13 protein-coding genes are annotated in these 15,727 nt (G+C 74.2%); 8 read left to right on the forward strand and 5 right to left on the reverse strand.

Annotation, left to right across the window (positions count from 1 at the left end):
• Window positions 1–249 precede the first annotated feature (249 nt).
• Window positions 250–1,350: a TDT family transporter gene (locus ACIPSC_RS03830; protein WP_400822723.1), complete on the reverse strand. Its 1,101-nt coding sequence runs from the start codon at window positions 1,348–1,350 to the stop codon at window positions 250–252.
• Between the two features lie 71 nt (window positions 1,351–1,421).
• Here ACIPSC_RS03830 and ACIPSC_RS03835 point away from each other — a divergent pair, with 71 nt between their 5' ends.
• From ACIPSC_RS03835 to ACIPSC_RS03850, 4 genes are all read left to right on the forward strand, one after another.
• Window positions 1,422–2,384 (forward strand): LysR family transcriptional regulator, encoded by a 963-nt coding sequence (locus tag ACIPSC_RS03835; protein ID WP_400822725.1) that lies wholly within the window; start codon window positions 1,422–1,424, stop codon window positions 2,382–2,384.
• Window positions 2,385–2,555: 171 nt separating this feature from the next.
• Window positions 2,556–5,162 carry an ATP-dependent chaperone ClpB gene (gene clpB / locus ACIPSC_RS03840; protein ID WP_400822727.1) on the forward strand — a complete coding sequence of 869 codons (2,607 nt, stop codon included), beginning with the start codon at window positions 2,556–2,558 and terminating at the stop codon, window positions 5,160–5,162.
• A 239-nt stretch (window positions 5,163–5,401) separates the two neighbouring features.
• On the forward strand, window positions 5,402–5,965 hold the full coding sequence (locus ACIPSC_RS03845) for a YbjN domain-containing protein (RefSeq protein ID WP_400822729.1): 564 nt from the start codon (window positions 5,402–5,404) through the stop codon (window positions 5,963–5,965).
• Between the two features lie 158 nt (window positions 5,966–6,123).
• Window positions 6,124–7,284 carry a pyridoxal phosphate-dependent aminotransferase gene (locus ACIPSC_RS03850; RefSeq protein ID WP_400822730.1) on the forward strand — a complete coding sequence of 387 codons (1,161 nt, stop codon included), beginning with the start codon at window positions 6,124–6,126 and terminating at the stop codon, window positions 7,282–7,284.
• A gap of 56 nt (window positions 7,285–7,340) precedes the next feature.
• Here ACIPSC_RS03850 and ACIPSC_RS03855 read toward each other — a convergent pair whose 3' ends face one another.
• The 3 genes from ACIPSC_RS03855 to ACIPSC_RS03865 are packed head-to-tail and all read right to left on the reverse strand — an operon-like array spanning window position 7,341 to window position 9,725.
• Window positions 7,341–8,009: a response regulator gene (locus tag ACIPSC_RS03855; protein ID WP_400822732.1), complete on the reverse strand. Its 669-nt coding sequence runs from the start codon at window positions 8,007–8,009 to the stop codon at window positions 7,341–7,343.
• A 2-nt stretch (window positions 8,010–8,011) separates the two neighbouring features.
• Window positions 8,012–9,157, reverse strand: a complete 1,146-nt coding sequence (locus ACIPSC_RS03860; protein ID WP_400822734.1) for a sensor histidine kinase — start codon at window positions 9,155–9,157, stop codon at window positions 8,012–8,014.
• 40 nt (window positions 9,158–9,197) lie between these two features.
• Entirely contained in the window at window positions 9,198–9,725 is a 528-nt protein-coding gene (locus ACIPSC_RS03865) for a hypothetical protein (RefSeq protein WP_400822735.1), read from the reverse strand.
• A gap of 622 nt (window positions 9,726–10,347) precedes the next feature.
• On the opposite strand from ACIPSC_RS03865, the gene ACIPSC_RS03870 reads away from it, so the two are divergent.
• The 4 genes from ACIPSC_RS03870 to pyrE all read left to right on the forward strand — a co-directional run bounded on the left by ACIPSC_RS03870 (window position 10,348) and on the right by pyrE (window position 14,640).
• On the forward strand, window positions 10,348–10,875 hold the full coding sequence (locus ACIPSC_RS03870) for a DUF2617 family protein (protein WP_400822736.1): 528 nt from the start codon (window positions 10,348–10,350) through the stop codon (window positions 10,873–10,875).
• Window positions 10,876–11,017: 142 nt separating this feature from the next.
• Complete coding sequence (locus ACIPSC_RS03875; protein ID WP_400822737.1) at window positions 11,018–12,697, forward strand: polyamine aminopropyltransferase; 1,680 nt, start codon at window positions 11,018–11,020, stop codon at window positions 12,695–12,697.
• Between the two features lie 123 nt (window positions 12,698–12,820).
• The gene (locus tag ACIPSC_RS03880; protein WP_400822738.1) at window positions 12,821–14,032 is read left to right on the forward strand and encodes an SRPBCC family protein; all 1,212 of its coding nucleotides are present in this window, start codon (window positions 12,821–12,823) and stop codon (window positions 14,030–14,032) included.
• Window positions 14,033–14,103: 71 nt separating this feature from the next.
• A complete protein-coding gene (gene pyrE / locus ACIPSC_RS03885; protein WP_395295220.1) occupies window positions 14,104–14,640 on the forward strand; it encodes an orotate phosphoribosyltransferase in 537 nt (178 codons plus the stop codon).
• 121 nt (window positions 14,641–14,761) lie between these two features.
• Here the strand turns inward: pyrE and ACIPSC_RS03890 are convergent, their stop codons facing one another.
• Window positions 14,762–15,481, reverse strand: a complete 720-nt coding sequence (locus tag ACIPSC_RS03890; protein WP_400822741.1) for a DedA family protein — start codon at window positions 15,479–15,481, stop codon at window positions 14,762–14,764.
• Window positions 15,482–15,727 lie beyond the last annotated feature (246 nt).

Genomic DNA, 15,727 nt, shown 5'->3' on the forward strand with positions numbered 1-15,727 from the left:
TGCCCGGTCGACCTGACGTGACTCCACCCTCACAGCGTGACGGCCGGTGAACAAGTGCAGCCAGAGTGCAGGTTCCCGCAATTGCAGGAACCTGCACCGGCGGGCCGGAGCGTCTTCCTGCGCCGGGCCGCGGCCGCTGGTAAAGGGGCTGGTCAGCGAGGTCGGGCCGCGGAGTCCGACCGTCCGGTCATTCGGTCGTGGACCGCCCCGGCCACAGGCCGGCGCTCCGGCCCGGCGGCCGTCGGTCCGTCAGCGCGCCAGCAGCCGCCCGCCGGCCAGCCCGGCCGTGGTGCCGGCGGCGGCGACCGCCCAGGCCGCGACGAGCAGCACGAAGAGCCCGGCGGCCAGGCCGGTGAAGCCCGGGAAGCCGGTGTGCCGGGCGAGCGCGGCCGTGCCGGTGACGCAGGTGCCGATCGGGAAGGTGTACGCCCACCAGGTCATCGCGAAGGGCATCCCGGCCCGCCGGGCCCGCAGGTTGGCGGCGACGGCGACGGCCAGCCAGAGCATCGCGACGCCCGTCACCGCGACGCCGTAGAGCTCGGCGAGGGCGAGCGCGGCGGGCGCGAGCTGCGGGGTGACCGGGCGGGCGGCGTCGGCGAGCTGGTGCAGGGCGGTGGTGGACTGGCCGAGCGGGCCGAGCACCAGGAAGAGCGACGGGGTGAGCGCCAGGGCGGGCAGCTTGCTGTGGACCAGGCCGGTGAACACCACCGGCAGCAGTGCGAGGGTGGCCAGCAGGCCGACGCCGAACAGGGCCCAGCAGCCGTAGAGCATGGCCTGCTGCGCGGTGCCGGCCGGCAGGTGCGGGACGAGCGCGGGGCCGGCGGCGGAGGCGACCAGCGGGGCGACCACCGGCAGCAGCCAGGTGGGGTTGGCCTCCAGCGGGGAGACCCGGTGCCGGGTGATCATCAGGTACGGGATGCCGGCCGCGACGGTCAGCGCGTAGAGGGTGCCGGCGCTCCAGAGCACGGCGTCCAGCGCGACGGCGGGGCCGGTGCCGATCACCCGTGAGCCGACCGCGAGGGTCCCGAGGCCGACCGAGATCATGGCCATCGGCGGACAGCCGTAGAAGACCGCGGTGGCCGGGGTGTCCAGCAGGTGCGCCCGGGCGGCGGCGCGGTACCGGGTGAGGTGGACCAGCCGCCCCGCGCCGAGCACCAGCAGCGCGGCCAGCCCGAGCGCCCACATCACCTCGCCGAAGCCGGTCAGCCCCGGCGCCCGGACCGGCAGGGCGGCCGCCCCGTTGCCGACGATCGCGGTGCCCATGACCACCGCGTACCAGTTGGGGCCCAGCTGGGCGAGGTCGGGACGGGGTGTGCGAGCGAGCGGTCGGACGCTGATCAGGGTGGCCATGGCATCCACCGTCGCCGCCGGACCCGGATGCCGGTAGCGCCGGGCGCTCTATGAGGGCATAGGCTGAACCTATGGCCCTCTCCCCGCGCGTCCCCGAACTCGGTGCGCTGGAGCTGCTGCTCGCGGTGGCCCGGCTGGGCAGCGTCGGCCGGGCGGCGGCCGAGCTGGGCGTGAGCCAGCCCACCGCCAGCGCCCGGATCAAGGGCATGGAGCGGCAGATCGGCGTGCCCCTGCTGGACCGCTCGCCGCGCGGCAGCCGGCCGACCGAGGCGGGCCGGCTGGTGGTCGAGTGGGCCCGCCACGTGGTGGAGGCCGCCCAGTCGCTGGACGCCGGGATCGACGCGCTGCGCGAACGCCGCGACGCCCGGCTGGTCGTGGTGGCCAGCCTGACCGTCGCCGAGTACCTGATGCCGGGCTGGCTGCTGGCGCTGCACGAGTCCAGCCCGGGTACCGCGGTGACGCTGCGGACGGCGAACTCGGCGGACGTCGCCGGGCACGTGCTGGCCGGCGACGCGGACCTCGGCTTCGTCGAGGGCCCGTCCACCCCGGCCGGCCTGGCCGGCGCGGTGGTGGCCGCCGACCGGCTGGTGGTCGTGGTCGCCCCGGACCACCCCTGGGCCCGCCGCCGGGCCCGGCTGACCGGGGAGGAGCTGGCCGCGACCGCGCTGGTGCTGCGCGAGCCCGGCTCGGGCACCCGCGAGGTGCTGGAGATGGCGCTGGCACCGTTCGGGGGCGCGGCGCGGCCGCGGCTGGAGCTGGCGTCGTCGACGGCGCTCAAGGCGGCCGCGATGACCGGGGCCGGGCCGGTCTGCCTGAGCGAGCTGGCGGTGGTGGAGGAGCTGGCGACCCGGCGGCTGGTGGCGGTGCCGCTGGCGGAGGAGCTGGACCTGCGGCGTCCGCTGCGGGCGGTCTGGCCGGCCGGGCAGCGGCCCGGCGGGCCGGCCCGGGAGCTGCTGACGCTCACCAGGCGGACGGCCGGGCCGCTGCGCCCGCACCGCTCCGGAGCCGTTCACCGGAAGGTCTCCAAAAGTTGAGCGGAATAGACTCAACTTAGTGCATGCTGTATCCAGCAGCACTACGCAGCAGCACTACGCCCGGGCGGCCGACGGCCGGCCGACGGGCAGAACCACGGGCAGCGGCACGAGCACAGCTGCGCACAGGTACGAGACACAGCGCTCCGCACGAGCGAGGAGGACACCCCAGCAGTGGACGCCAGCAAGTTCACCACCAAGACGCAGGACGCCCTGTCCGCCGCGATCCGGCAGGCCGGCGCGTCGGGCAACCCGGACGTCAAGCCGGTGCACATCCTGATCGCCCTGTTGGAACAGCCCGAGGGCATCGCCAAACCCCTGCTGGAGGCGGTCGGCGCGGACGCCGCCCGGATCGGCTCCGAGGCCCGCCGGCAGCTGGCCGCGCTGCCCAGCGCGATGGGCTCCACGGTCGCCGCCCCGCAGCTGGCCCGCGACACCCTGGCCGTGCTCACCGAGGCCGGCAAGCGGGCGGACGACCTGGACGACCAGTACGTCTCCACCGAGCACCTGATGGTCGGCCTGGCGCACGAGGGCGGGCCGGTCGCCGAGCTGCTGGTGCAGCAGGGCGCCACCCCGAAGGCCCTGCTCGCCGCGTTCAAGGACGTGCGGGGCAGCGGCCGGGTCACCTCGCCGGACCCGGAGGGCACCTACAAGGCGCTGGAGAAGTACGGCACCGACCTCACCCAGGCCGCCCGGGACGGCAAGCTCGACCCGGTGATCGGGCGGGACCAGGAGATCCGCCGGGTGGTCCAGGTGCTCTCCCGGCGCACCAAGAACAACCCGGTGCTGATCGGCGAGCCCGGCGTCGGCAAGACCGCCGTGGTCGAGGGGCTGGCGCAGCGGATCGTCGCGGGCGACGTCCCGGAGTCGCTGCGCGGCAAGCGCCTGGTCGCGCTGGACCTCGGTGCGATGGTCGCCGGCGCCAAGTACCGCGGCGAGTTCGAGGAGCGGCTGAAGGCCGTCCTCAACGACATCAAGCAGAGCGACGGCCAGGTCGTCACCTTCATCGACGAGCTGCACACCATGGTCGGCGCGGGCGCCGGCGGCGACTCCGCGATGGACGCGGGCAACATGCTCAAGCCGATGCTGGCCCGCGGCGAGCTGCGCATGGTCGGCGCCACCACCCTGGACGAGTACCGAGAGCGGATCGAGAAGGACCCGGCGCTGGAGCGCCGCTTCCAGCAGGTGCTGGTCGGCGAGCCCAGCGTGGAGGACTCGATCGCCATCCTGCGCGGGCTCAAGGGTCGCTACGAGGCGCACCACAAGGTGCAGATCTCGGACGCCGCCCTGGTCTCCGCGGCGACGCTCTCGCACCGCTACATCACCTCCCGCTTCCTGCCCGACAAGGCGATCGACCTGGTCGACGAGGCGGCCTCCCGGCTCCGGATGGAGATCGACTCCTCCCCGGTCGAGATCGACGAACTCCAGCGCGCCGTGGACCGGTTGCGGATGGAGGAGCTGGCTCTGGAGAAGGAGTCCGACCCGGCCTCGGTCGACCGGCTGGCCCGGCTGCGGCGCGATCTCGCCGACAAGAACGAGCACTTGAGCGTGCTGACGGCCCGGTGGGAGCAGGAGAAGAAGAGCCTCAACCGGGTCGGCGAGCTCAAGGAGCGGCTGGACGACCTGCACGGCGCCCTCGAACGCGCCCAGCGGGACGGCGACTTCGAGCGCGCCTCCAAGCTGATGTACGCCGAGGTCCCGGCCGCCGAGAAGGAGCTGTCCGAGGCCCAGGCGCGGGCCGCCGACGAGGACTCCTCCGCCTCCATGGTCAAGGAGGAGGTCGGCCCGGACGACGTCGCCGACGTGGTCGCCTCCTGGACGGGCATCCCGGCCGGCCGGCTGCTGGAGGGCGAGAGCGCCAAACTCCTGCGCATGGAGGACGAGTTGGGCCGGCGCCTGATCGGCCAGAGCGAGGCCGTGCAGGCCGTCTCGGACGCCGTGCGGCGCACCCGCTCGGGCATCGCCGACCCGGACCGCCCGACCGGCTCCTTCCTCTTCCTCGGCCCCACCGGCGTCGGCAAGACCGAGCTGGCCAAGGCGCTGGCCGACTTCCTCTTCGACGACGAACGCGCCATGGTCCGCATCGACATGAGCGAGTACGGCGAGAAGCACTCGGTCTCCCGCCTGGTCGGCGCCCCGCCCGGGTACGTCGGCTACGAGGAGGGCGGCCAGCTCACCGAGGCGGTCCGCCGCCGCCCGTACAGCGTGGTGCTGCTCGACGAGGTGGAGAAGGCCCACCCCGAGGTCTTCGACGTGCTGCTCCAGGTGCTGGACGACGGCCGGCTCACCGACGGCCAGGGCCGCACCGTGGACTTCCGCAACGCGATCCTGATCCTCACCTCCAACCTGGGCTCACAGTTCCTGGTCGACCCGGCCACCCCGGAGGACCGGAAGAAGGCGCTGGTGCTGGAGTCCGTCCGGGCCGCGTTCAAGCCGGAGTTCCTCAACCGGCTGGACGACATCGTGGTCTTCGACCCGCTGGGCACCGCCGAGCTCAGCCGGATCGTCGACCTCCAGGTGGCCCGGCTGGGCGAGCGGCTGCGCGACCGCCGGCTCACCCTCCAGGTCAGCGAGGCCGCCCGGGACTGGCTGGCGCTCACCGGCTACGACCCGGCGTACGGCGCCCGCCCGCTGCGACGGCTGGTGCAGTCCGCGATCGGCGACCAGCTGGCCCGGGCGATCCTCTCCGGCCAGGTGCACGACGGCGACACCGTTCTGGTCGAACGGAACGAGGCCGCCGACAACCTCACCGTCCGTGCCCGCGGGCCGCTGGAGAAGTAGGGAATCCTGGCCCGCGATCCGGTGGGCCGCCCCTCCCGCAGGGGCGGCCCACCGCCGCGCGCCGACGGTCGCCCACGGGCGCTCACCCTGGGTCGCCGGAGCCTCCCGGGACGCCCCGGCCAAGATCCCTCCGGGTGCGGGCCGCCCCTGTGAGGCAGGGCCCGAATGAGGCAGGATGGGAGGTGGAAAGGGCGGCCTCTCATTGCCGGCCACCACGTGCACTGAGGAAGAGGACCCCCATGAGCATCGACCCGTCGTCCATCCCGTCGTTCGGCGTGCCGCAGGGCGGGCAGCCCGGCGGTCAGGGCGGGCAGCCGGCCGGCCCGCCGCCGATCATCGTTCCGGACCAGGCCCTGGTGACCCAGCTGCTGGACCAGATGCAGCTGAAGCACGTCGTGGACGAGGAGGGCGACCTCACCGCCCCCTGGGAGGGCTTCCGCGTCTACTACATGTTCCGCGGCGACCAGAAGGAGCTCTTCGCGGTCCGGGCGTTCTACGACCGCCCGTACCCGCTGGAGGCCAAGGGCGAGATCCTCGACCTGATCGACGAGTGGAACCGCGAGACCCTCTGGCCCAAGGTCTACACCCACACCCACGAGGACGGCGTGGTCCGCCTGATCGGCGAGGCCCAGATGATCGTCGGCACCGGCGTGAACCTGGACTACTTCGTGACCACCACCGCCAACTGGACCCAGGCCGCCGTCGGCTTCGAGCAGTGGATCATCGAGCGCCTGGGCCTGCAGAAGGACATCGAGGAGGGCGAGGGCGAGGGCGAGGCCCCCGAGGGCACCGACGAGGCCTGAGCCCCGCCCGATGGCCCGGCCTGCCGCCCCGGCGGCCGGCCCCCGGCCCCGCGCATCCGTACGGCCCGCCACCGGCACACCCGGTGGCGGGCCGTCCTTGTCCGCGGCCCCCGCCCGGCCCGAGGATGGGGCCCGACACCGAGGCGTGAGGAGCCGCAATGGGTACGAGGCCGCTGCTGAACCGCAGGCTGGACGGACTGGGCACGACGATCTTCGCCGAGATGTCCGCGCTCGCGACCGCCACCGGTTCGATCAACCTCGGCCAGGGCTTCCCCGACACCGACGGGCCCCGCGGGATCGCCGAGGCCGCCGCCCGGGCCGTGCTGGAGGGCCGCGGCAACCAGTACCCGCCCGGCCCCGGCATCCCGGAGCTGCGCACCGCGATCGCCGAGCACCAGCAGCGGTTCCGCGGCCTGGCCTACGACCCGGACACCGAGGTCCTGGTGACCGCCGGCGCCACCGAGGCCATCGCCGCCGCCCTGCTCGCGCTGCTGGAGCCCGGCGACGAGGTGATCGCCCTCGAACCCTTCTACGACTCGTACGCCGCCTGCATCGCGATGGCCGGCGCGGTCCGCGTCCCGCTCACCCTGCGCGCCCCCGACTTCCGCCCCGACCTGGACCGGTTGCGCGCCCTGGTCACGCCGCGCACCCGCCTGCTCCTGCTCAACTCCCCGCACAACCCCACCGGTCTGGTGCTCTCCCCCGACGAACTGGCCGCGATCGCCGCCCTCGCCGTCGAGCGCGACCTGCTGGTCGTCACCGACGAGGTCTACGAACACCTGGTCTTCGCCGGCGCCCACCACCCGATCGCCGCCCTCCCCGGGATGCGCGAGCGCACCGTCTCCATCTCCTCGGCCGGCAAGACGTTCTCCTTCACCGGCTGGAAGGTCGGCTGGGTCACCGCCCCCGCGCCGCTGGTCGCCGCCGTCCGCACCGCGAAGCAGTACCTCACCTACGTCAGCGCCGGCCCCTTCCAGTACGCGGTGGCCGAGGCCCTGCGCCTGCCCGACGCCTACTTCGAGGACTTCCGCGCCGACCTGCGGCGCAAGCGCGACCTGCTCGCCGACGGCCTGGCCGCGGCCGGCTTCCGCGTCTTCAACCCCGAGGGCACGTACTTCATCACCACCGACATCACCCCGCTCGGCGAGAAGGACGGCGTCGAGTTCTGCCGCGCCCTCCCCGAGCGCTGCGGCGTCGTCGCCATCCCCAACGCCGTCTTCTACGACGACCCCGAGGCCGGCCGCCCGCTCGTCCGCTTCACCTTCTGCAAGAAGGACGAGGTGCTGCAGGAGGCGGTCACCCGGCTCCAGCGGCTCTGACCCACTGCCCGCCGATGACCGCACGGGCCGTTCGGCCGTGCCCGTGCGCCCCGGCCTCATCCGCCCGGGGCGACCAGACCGGACTCGTAGGCGAGGACCACCGCCTGCGCGCGGTCGCGCAGGTCGAGCTTGGTCAGGATCCGGCTGACATGTGTCTTGACGGTCTGTTCGGCCAGGACGAGGTCGGTGGCGATCTCACTGTTGGAGAGGCCCCGGGCGACCAGCCGCAGGACCTCGCTCTCCCTGGGGGTCAGTTCGGGCAGCCGGCGGGCGGGGCCACCGTGCGGGGGACCGGGCCGGCGGCTCGCGAAGTCCTCGATGAGACGGCGGGTGACCGAGGGGGCGAGCAGGGCGTCACCGGCTGCGACAACACGCACTGCCTGGATCAGCTCCTCGGCCGACGCGTCCTTCAGGAGAAAGCCGCTGGCGCCGGCCCGCAGCGCCTCGTAGACGTAGTCGTCCAGGTCGAAGGTGGTGAGCATGAGCACCCTGGGCCGTTCGCGGCGGCCCTCCAGCATTCGGCGGGTCGCCTCAAGACCGTCCATCACCGGCATCCGCACGTCCATCAGGACCACGTCCGGGTCCAGGCGGGCCACGGCCTCCAGCGCGGCCGCGCCATCGGCGGCGTCGCCCGCCACCTCCAGGCCCGGCTGGGCCGCGAGCAGCGCGCCGAAACCCTGGCGGACCATGGCCTGGTCGTCGACGATCAGGATGCTGGTGTTCATCGTCACTCCGGCAGCGGCAGGTCGGCTGTCACGGTGAACCCGCCTTCCGGCGTGGCCCGGGCGGAGAACTCCCCTCCGAGCAGGGCGGCGCGCTCCCGCATGCCCATCAGACCATGGCCCGACCCCGTGGAGTCCGGCGGGGTGGCGGTGGACCGGGTGCTACCGGGGCCGTTCCGAACGGTGATCAGAACCGATACTCCGGTGCGCTCCACCCGAACCGCCACCGGCGCGCCGGGGGCGTGACGTCGTGCGTTCGACAGCGATTCCTGGACGATCCGGTAGGCGCAGACCCCGACCGTGGCGGGCACGGAGCCGAGTTCCCCGACCGCCTCCAGCGTGACCCCGGACCCGGCGTCCCGGACCAGATCGGCGAGTTGGGCGAGCTCGGGCTGCGGCATCCGCTCGACCGACCCGTCGCCGCGCAGCAGGCCCAGCAGGCGTCGCATGTCCGTCAGCGCGTCGCGCGCCGCACCGCTGACGGCCCGGAACTCCTCGCGAACCTCCGCGGAGACGTCCGGCAGGCGGTAGGGCGCGGTCTCCGCCCGAACGGCGATCAGGGACATGTGGTGGGCCACGACATCGTGCAGTTCGCGGCCGATGCGGGATCGTTCCTCCAGCAGAGCACGCCGCGTCCGCTCGGTCTCGCTGATCCGTTCCTGCTCGGCCAGACGGACCCGGGTCAGCGCGCGGTCGCGCAGCACCTCGGCCGCGATCAGCGCGAGCGCGACCGCGACGGCGACCGGCAAGAGGTTCGACCAGCCGCCGCGCTCGGGCAGCGTGGCCAGCAGGGCGGCCGTGGCGGCGACGACCGCCGCTCCCAGCGCCCCCGAGACCCGCCGCTCCAACCGGCTCCCGGCCAGGACCAGCACCACCACCTGTGCGGCCAAGCTGGTCACGGGCCACGGCCACGGCTCGGCCCCCGAGACCGGCCGGGCCACCAGCGCGGTCAGCAGGACCGCGGCGAGCGACACTCCCCAGGCGAGCAGCGGGCGGCTGCGACACCACAGCAGCGGCACCGCGCGGGCCACGCTCAGGGCCATCGCCGGTGGCGCGCCCAGAGCGTAGTGCTGGACCAGGTCGAGCCATCCCAACAGCACCAGGGCGACGGTGGCGGCCGGAAGGGCCGCGACCCGCAGCCGCTGATTCATCTGTTCGACGCTCATCGGCGGCAAGCCCGGGGCAGCCACGTCAGGCGTCCGCGGACGCGTCGAGGAGACGGACGGCCAGCCGCCGCTGGGCGACGACGAGCGCCCGGGACACCGGCAGCAGGACCGCCAGGGTGAGCACTCCGACGCCGAAATGCGCGGCCCACGCGCCGATGAGCGTCGGGCCACCCCAGGCCTGACTCACGTCCTGCCCCCACTCCGCCAGCGGGTAGCAGACCCCCCGGGCCAGGACGTCGGCCCACAGCACTCCGGTGAGCAGGGCGGCAAGGAGCTGGAGCGGCAGGGCCAGCACACCATGAGCCACCACCCGTGCCGCCCGGCCACGTGCCGGCTCGGTGATCCGGGCGTCCAACAGCCGCGCCGCGAGGCCGCGCTGCAGCCGGTGGGCGGCGCGTGACCCGCCGAGCAGCGCCAGCGGCAGGGACACCAGGCCGACCGGCAGTGCCGCGACGGCGTACACGGAGCTGCGCCAGTCGTAACTGGTGCGGAACCAACCGGCCTTCACCGTCGAAGGCTCGGCGTTGCGGACGGTGGGGGCTGCGAGTGCCATCGGGTCCCTCCCTGTGGGGGTGATCAGTTGGCTCGACACTAGGTTTCGCCGACCCTCGCCCACGTCCCTCCACGGAGCCAACCTCGGACCCCTACCGGGGTAGGGGGTCGGCGGGAACGGGTGTCGCCCGCGACGCCCGGCCCCGGCCGGGCGCGGCGACCGGCCGGGTGTGCCAACGCATCGTCAACTTGCCCGACCAGCAGGGTATTTGCTGCCTGTCGGGCATTCAGTATGCCTTCTTGGCAGGCCTTGGTCCTTCGCATGCCACCGCTCGCGCGGCACTCCGACGGCAGGGGGGCGTGCGGGCCTCGGGAGCGGCGCACTACCCGCGCGCACGGCGCGCAGGCCGGGGCGAGGAGCGCGCGCGGTGCAGAGTCGCACACTGGGTCGATCAGAGCGGGGAAGCGGGTGTGCTCGAAACGGTGAATGCTTGACAAAGTTGGGTAAATCACCGACGGACCCGGCGTATTCATGCTTCTCTGCTGCTGAATCTCCAGCCGGAATCCTTCCTTCCACGGTCGGCCGCGCCCTGGACCGCACAGCCACGAACAGCCTCGCCTTTGCCTGGGCCTACTCGCTGCTGCTCGGCGGGCGCGCACGGAGCTGAAACGCGGAGCCGAGCATGCTCACCACACTGCAGACCTCCTACACGGACACCCGCGCGGGCGACCTGGCCTGGTGCCTGGGCGGCGAACCGCTGCCCGCTCTCGCGGTCCGTGACCTGAGACTGGACGGTGCCGGGCGCCCCGGCCCGCCCGGCACCGTCCAGCTGCGCCTGCTCGGCGCCTCCCACCAGGTGGTGATCGCCGCCGGGCGGGGCAAGTGCCTGGAGACCGTCGCCTGCCTGCCCGGGCGCCGGACCCCGCTGCCCGCCCGGGTGGCCAAGCAGGTGGACGGCTGGGAGTACGAGTTCGCCGCCCGGATCGAGGTCATGCCGCCGCACGAGTTCGCCGCCCGCGCCCAGGAGTTGCTGGCCCTGGTCGAGGGGCACCCGCGCGGGCTGGCCGGCGTCTTCCCCGGCGATCCGAGCGCCTTCACCGCGCTGGTCACCCAGGGCGGTGCGGACCGGCTGCTCTGGCGGACCTGGCACGCCTACCCGCAGGAGGGACAGCTGGTCTGCACCCGCTCCTCGCTGGTGCCGGCGCGATGAGGCCGCCCGCCGACGCCGATGCCGCCTTAGGCCGCGGATCCGCCGCCCACTCGCACGCAGGAACGATTCGTCAACCAGGCGCACCGCACCGTCCGTCGAATGGACGCAGCCATCCGTACCGAACGTCCCCTAGCGTTTGTTCGTGATCAACCATCCGGCCGGTCCACCCGCACAGGGGCTCGAACTCGACGACGGCAGCCCACCCCGACCCGGGCGGAGCCTGACACCCCTGCCCGCCCGCCGTCCGTCCCGGCTGCGCGCGCACCCGAGGCTCGCCCGGCTCACCGTCCTGCTGGCCGCGTTCGTCTGCGCGGCCTGCGGACTCGTCTACGAGCTCGAACTCGTGGCGCTCGGGAGCTATCTGCTCGGGGACTCGGTCACCCAAACCTCGGTCGTGCTCTCCGTCATGGTGTTCGCGATGGGGCTGGGCTCGCTGCTCGCCAAGCGCTTCACCTGCCGCCCGGCCACCGCCTTCGCCCTGGTCGAGTGCGCGCTCGCGCTCACCGGCGGGCTCTCCGTCCTCGCGCTGTACTCGTGCTGGGCCTGGACCGGCCGCTACCAGGTCGCGATGGTCGGTCTGACCTGCCTGATCGGCGTGCTGATCGGCGCCGAGATCCCCCTGCTGATGACGCTCATCCAGCGGATCCGGCGCGAGGACGCCGGGCGGGCCGCCGCCGACCTGTTCGCCGCGGACTACGTGGGCGCGCTGATCGGCGGGCTCGCGTTCCCCTTCCTGATCCTGCCCGCCTTCGGCCCGGGCACCGGCGCCCTGGTCACCGGCGCGGTCAACGCCGTCGCCGGGGCCGCCGTGGTGCTCTGGCTCTTCCGCGAGGAGCCGGGCCCGCGGGTCCGGCTGCTGCTCTGGGGCTGCTGCGCGCTCGTCCTGGCCCTGCTGGCCGCGGCCGCCGTGTGGTCCGGCGCGATCGAACGCGCCGCACGCAGCGCCCTGTACGGCGCCCAGGTCCGCTTCGCCACCCACAGCCGGTACCAGGAGATCGTGCTCACCGGCCCCGCCGAGGGGCCGCTGCGGCTCTACCGGGACGGCCGGCTCGCAGTCTGCGGCCCGGACGAGTACCGGGGCAACGAGGCGCTGGTCCACCCCGCGATGGCGGCCGGGCCGGACACCCGGGTACTGCTGCTCGGCGGCGGCGACGGGCTCGCCCTGCGCGAGGTGCTGCGCCACAGCGGCGTCCACTCGGTGCTGGTCGTCGACGCCGACCCGGCGCTCCCCCGGTTGGCCCGCACCGACCCCGGCCTGGCCGCGCTCTCCGGCCGCTCGCTGGACGACCCGCGGGTCCGCGTCGCCGAGGCCGACCCGCTGGAGTGGCTGCGCAGCGTCCGGCCCTCCGACCGGACCTTCGACGTGGTGCTCGCCGACCTCCCGGTGCCGGCCGACAGCGGGACGGTGAAGTTCCACTCGCAGGAGTTCTACGGCCTCGCCACCCGGCTGCTCTCCCCCGGCGGGCGGCTCGCCGTCCGGGCCGGCGGCGAGCGGGAGGAGCTCTGGCAGGTGGAGTCCGGCCTGCGCGCCGCCGGATTGCGGACCATCCCCTACGCCGTGGCGGGCAGCGCCACCGCGAGCTGCCCGCCCGGCCCGGCGGAGAGGACGGCAGAGAGGACGGCGGCGGATGCGGTGGCGGATGCGGATCCGGGCCAGGGCTTCCTGCTCGCGTCGGCGGCCCAGCCCCCGCTCGGGCTCGCCCCGGACGCCCCGCCTCCGCGCGCGCTGACCGCGGACGGCCTGCGGGCCTCCGCCGCCCGTCTCACCGCCCTGCGCCCGCCCCAGCCGCCGGCCGCACTCACCCTGCTGGGGCCGCGGTGACGGCGGACCGCGCGCGGTCCGCCGGGCCGGCGGGGCGCGGCCGTGGGGCCGACCGGGGAGGCCCGCGCAAAAGGTGGGGCCGCAGCGGGGACCAGCCGGGGTTCGATCGGTAGGCTCCGTGCCATGGAGCATGAGGTTGTCGTCCCGATGCCGGCCGAGCAGGTCCGGCAGGCCCTGCAGGATCCGGCTCTGCTGGCCCGTTGCGTGCCGGGGCTGAGCACCGAACCCGCCGCAGCCGGCAGCGGCCCGGCCGAGGAGATCGGCGGGCGGCTGAAGCTGCGGATCGGCGCCTCCACCATCACCTACCGCGGGGTGCTGTCGCTGATCGAGGGCCGCGAGGGCGTGCTCACCGTCTTCGCCGAGGGCCAGGAGGCCCGCGGCAGCGGCGAGGCGACCGCCACCGTCCGGGTCAGCGTCGCCGAGGGTGCCGAGGACGGCAGCACCGTGGTCCGCTTCACCGGCGAGCTGGACGCGAGCGGCCGGCTGACCGAGTTCGACGAGGAGACCCTCGCCGCGACCGGCCGCCGCCTGCTGGACCGCTTCGCCGCCGCGCTCGCCTCGCCGGACGGCGTGGCGGAGCCGGACGCCGACGCCGACGCCGAGGCCGACGTCGAGGCCGAGGTGGGCGGTGAGGCCGAGGGTGCCACCGGCGCGGAGGCCGCTCCGGAGGCCACCGAGACCGAGGGCGCCGAGGACGGTGCCGCCGACGCCGCGGAGGCCGCCGAGGCCGCGGAGGAGGCCGCCGAGGCCGAGAACGGTGCCGCCGAGGACGACAGCACCGAGGACGACAGCGCCGAGGAGGACGAGGCCGAGGAGCCCACCGCCACCGTGCTGTTCCTGGAGGACCACCAGAGTGCCCCCGGCGAGGACGTCGACGACGACCTCTCCGACCTGATCGCCTTCTCCGACGCCGACGCCGAGCGCTTCGGCCTCCCCACCGGCGGCCACGACGACGAGGACGAGGACGACGAGCGCGCCGAGCCCGCCGAGGACGACCGCCCGGCCGCCGAGTCGGAGCCGGAGCCGTCCACCGAACTCCCCGCCGAGCTGCCCTTCGAGTACGAGCAGGAGCCGGTGCTCAGCGGCCCGGTCCGCCGCAGCATCGTCGGCCGCTCCGCCGAGGAGGTCGACCACGCCCCACCGCGCGGCCGCTACGCCCCCGCCCTGCCCGCCCGCAGCGCCCGCGCCCGTGCGGCCTCCCGCTGGGGCGGCGAGGCCGGCGGCATCGTGGTGCCGGGCCCGGGCGGCCGCAGCGCCGTGCCCTGGATGATCGGCGGCGGGGTCGCCCTGATCGGCGGCGCCGTGGTGCTGGCCCGCGCGCTGCGCCGCCGCTAGGTCCTGTCCGGCCCGGGAGCCGGCAGGTCACGGGCTCCAGGGCTCTCGGACAAGCCCTAGACTGGACGCTCATGAGCAACGACCGCGACGCCCTGCTGGCACAGATCAAGGACAAGGCCGTCGTCCACGGCAAGGTCACCCTTTCCTCCGGCAAGGAGGCCGACTACTACGTCGACCTGCGCCGGATCACGCTGGACGGCCAGGCCGCCCCGCTGGTCGGCCGGGTGATGCTGGACGCGACCGCCCACCTGGAGTACGACGCCGTCGGCGGTCTGACCCTGGGCGCCGACCCCGTCGCCGCCGCGATGCTGCACGCCGCCGCCGCGCGCGGCCGCGAGCTGGACGCCTTCGTCGTCCGCAAGGCGGGCAAGGCGCACGGCCTGCAGCGCCGGATCGAGGGCCCGGAGGTCAAGGGCCGCCGGGTGCTGGCCGTCGAGGACACCTCCACCACCGGTGGCTCGGTGCTCACCGCCGTCGAGGCGCTGCGCGAGGCGGGCGCCGAGGTGGTCGGCGTCGCGGTGATCGTGGAGCGCGGCGGCGCCGGCGCGGTCGAGGCGGAGGGCCTGCCCTACGTCACCGCCTACACCCTCGACGACCTGGGTCTCTGATCGTCCGGTTCCCCGGGGCGCGTCCGACGCACCCGGGGAACCGATGCGGAACGGCCGGGGCCGGTGGTGTTTCACGTGAAACACCACCGGCCCCGGCCGTTCGTCGTCGCGTCCGCGGCGCTCAGGCCCGGCGGTGGCGCCCGCCGGCCTGGACGGCCTCGCCGGCGGCGGGCTCCTCGGCACCGCCGGCCTTCTTCTTCCGGCGCTCGCGGACGATCTCCACCAGGATCGGCGAGATCGAGAGCAGCACGATCAGCAGCACGGCCGGGATCAGGTACTTGTCGATCACCGGGGCCAGCGCGTCACCGAAGAAGTAGCCGATGAGCAGCATCGACTCGGTCCACAGCACGCCGCCGATCACGTTCCACAGGAAGAACGTCCGGGCCGGCATCTCCAGGGTGCCCGCGACCGGGTTGAGGAAGGTGCGCACGATCGGCATGAAGCGGGCCAGCACCACGGCCTTGCCGGGCCCGAACTTGTTGAAGTACTCCTCCGCCTTCATCACGTACTCGCGGCGGAAGATCTTCGACTCGGGCTTGTCGAACATCTTCGGTCCGACCCTCACCCCGATCAGGTGCCCGAGCTGTGCACCTGCGATGGCCGCGAGCGGCGCCCCGATCAGCAGGGCGGCGATGGGCAGCTTGGTGCCGTCGCCGAGCACCGACGAGGCGGCGTTCGAGGCGGCGACACCGGCGATGATCAGCAGCGAGTCACCCGGGAAGAAGAACCCGACCAGGAGGCCGGTCTCCGCGAAGATGATCGCGATCAGCCCGATGGCACCGAGGGACGAGATCAGTGATTTGGCGTCGAGCAGGTTGACGGCCAGCTGGTTGTAGTCCACTCGCGCAGAATAGCGGGCGTTCCTTTACGGGAGCCTCGCCCCGGGGGTCGAGCCGGGCCTCATCCCTTCGTCGCACGTGAGGGCGCCCGAGGCCGCGATCAGGGGCCTCCGGACGGCCCGGGGGCCGCCGTCCCGACTGGCGGGCCACATGCTGACCTGGAAGCACGAGTCTGGGAGGATGGCCCCGGCGTCCGGACCGCGGTCGCAACCACCCTCATGTCGTACCGCGGTGGCCGCCACGAACCT

The organism is Kitasatospora sp. NPDC090091 (assembly GCF_044747365.1).
Classification (GTDB): Bacteria; Actinomycetota; Actinomycetes; order Streptomycetales; family Streptomycetaceae; genus Kitasatospora.